The organism is Vibrio sp. 10N.261.52.A1, from assembly GCF_002876325.1.
Classification (GTDB): Bacteria; Pseudomonadota; Gammaproteobacteria; order Enterobacterales; family Vibrionaceae; genus Vibrio; species Vibrio chagasii.
Map to the genome: position 1 here is coordinate 1 of NZ_MCYD01001065.1, position 2379 is coordinate 2379.

The 2379-nt window shown below is 43.0% G+C and carries 2 protein-coding genes; both read left to right on the forward strand.

What is annotated here, in order from left to right; all coding sequences use genetic code 11:
- Nucleotides 1–184 precede the first annotated feature (184 nt).
- Nucleotides 185–442 carry an HPr family phosphocarrier protein gene (locus BCT81_RS23050; RefSeq protein WP_004734263.1) on the forward strand — a complete coding sequence of 86 codons (258 nt, stop codon included), beginning with the start codon at nucleotides 185–187 and terminating at the stop codon, nucleotides 440–442.
- Between the two features lie 136 nt (nucleotides 443–578).
- Nucleotides 579–2303: a phosphoenolpyruvate-protein phosphotransferase PtsI gene (gene ptsI / locus BCT81_RS23055; protein WP_102425981.1), complete on the forward strand. Its 1725-nt coding sequence runs from the start codon at nucleotides 579–581 to the stop codon at nucleotides 2301–2303.
- Nucleotides 2304–2379 lie beyond the last annotated feature (76 nt).

Genomic DNA, 2379 nt, shown 5'->3' on the forward strand with positions numbered 1-2379 from the left:
GCAATAAACAGATTCTGAAGGTCGTGAGTCCTCAACAAAAGATGACCATGGCTGGATAAAAATTTATAACCAGTCTAAGTTCTAACACGAACATGGCGTACTAGCCTCTAGCGCATTTGAGCTAAAGCAGTTAAGCTAAACTGGTTACAAACTTACAAAAAATAAATTAATTGGGGTATATAAAATGTACGAGAAGCAAGTAGAAATCACAGCAGAAAACGGTCTTCACACTCGTCCAGCTGCACAGTTCGTTAAAGAAGCAAAATCTTTCGACGCTGACATCACAGTGACTTCTAACGGCAAAAGCGCTAGCGCGAAAAGCCTGTTCAAACTACAAACTTTAGGCCTAGTAAAAGGTACTAACGTAACTATTTCAGCTGAAGGTCCTCAAGCTCAGCAAGCAGTTGACCACCTAGTTGCTCTTATGGATCAACTACACTAATACGGTCTCCTTCTTTCAAAGCCATTTTGCATAGCAAAGTGGCTTTGTTCGAAATAGATAGGAATAAGCGCGACATTAGTCGACGACTTAAAGTCACACACTCTCCCGTTTACAGTTGAACAACTAAGGTAAGGCTATGATTTCAGGCATCCTAGCATCTCCTGGTATTGCTTTCGGTAAAGCACTACTACTTCAAGAAGATGAAATTGTCCTAAACACTCAATCTATCTCTGACGACCAAGTTGAAGCAGAAGTACAGCGTTTCTTTGACGCTCGTAACAAATCTTCTCAACAACTTGAAGTTGTTAAGCAAAAAGCACTTGAAACTTTTGGCGAAGAAAAAGAAGCAATCTTTGAAGGCCACATCATGCTGCTTGAAGATGAAGAGCTAGAAGAAGAGATTTTAGCACTCATCAAGAAAGAAAAAATGCACGCAGACAACGCGATCCACACTGTGATCGAAGAGCAAGCTTGTGCGCTTGAATCTCTTGATGATGAGTACCTAAAAGAACGTGCAACTGATATCCGCGATATCGGTACTCGTTTCGTTAAAAATGCTCTAGGCATCAACATTGTGTCTCTATCAGACATCAGTGAAGAGGTTATCCTAGTAGCTTACGACCTAACGCCATCTGAAACTGCACAAATCAACCTAGACTACGTTCTTGGTTTCGCTTGTGACATCGGCGGTCGTACATCTCATACTTCAATCATGGCACGTTCTCTTGAGCTTCCAGCTATCGTTGGTACTAACGATATCACTAAGCAAGTTAAGAACGGCGACATGCTTGTGCTAGACGCGATGAACAACAAGATCATCATCAACCCTTCTGAAGCTGAACTAGCAGAAGCTAAGAAAATCAAAGCAGATTTCGAAGCAGAAGCGGCTGAACTAGCAAAACTAAAAGATTTGCATGCTGAAACTCTAGACGGTCACCGTGTAGAAGTTTGCGGCAACATCGGTACAGTAAAAGACTGTGACGGTATCCTGCGTAATGGCGGTGAAGGCGTTGGTCTGTACCGTACTGAATTCCTATTTATGGACCGTGACGCGCTTCCTACTGAAGAAGAGCAATACGTTGCTTACAAAGAAGTAGCTGAAGCAATGAACGGTGAGTCAGTGATCATCCGTACTATGGATATCGGTGGCGATAAAGATCTACCATACATGGATCTTCCACAAGAGATGAACCCGTTCCTAGGCTGGCGTGCAGTACGTATCAGCTTGGATCGTCGTGAAATCCTACGTGACCAACTACGTGGTATCCTACGTGCATCTGCACACGGTAAACTACGCATCATGTTCCCAATGATCATTTCTGTTGAAGAGATCCGTGAACTGAAGAAAGCAATCGAAGAGTACAAAGCTGAACTTCGCGCTGAAGGCCTAGCTTTCGATGAAAACATCGAAATCGGCGTAATGGTTGAGACTCCAGCAGCAGCTGCAATCGCACACCACCTAGCGAAAGAAGTATCTTTCTTCTCTATCGGTACTAACGACCTAACGCAATACACTCTTGCGGTAGACCGTGGTAACGAAATGATTTCTCACCTATACAACCCGCTATCTCCTGCTGTTCTTACAGTAATCAAGCAAGTGATCGACGCATCACACGCTGAAGGTAAGTGGACTGGTATGTGTGGTGAGCTTGCTGGTGATGAGCGTGCAACACTTCTTCTTCTTGGTATGGGCCTAGATGAGTTCTCTATGAGCGGCATCTCTATCCCTAAAGTTAAGAAAGTAATCCGTAACTCTAACTTCGCTGAAGTTAAAGCTATGGCTGACGAAGCACTATCTCTACCTACAGCTGCTGAAATTGAAGCTTGCGTAGAAAAATTCATCGCTGAGAAATCTCAGTAATCGCCAAATTCTTAATAGAGTTAGACGGCTAAAAATAGTCGTCTAATTTGTTAGATTGGTATAGTATATTCTACAG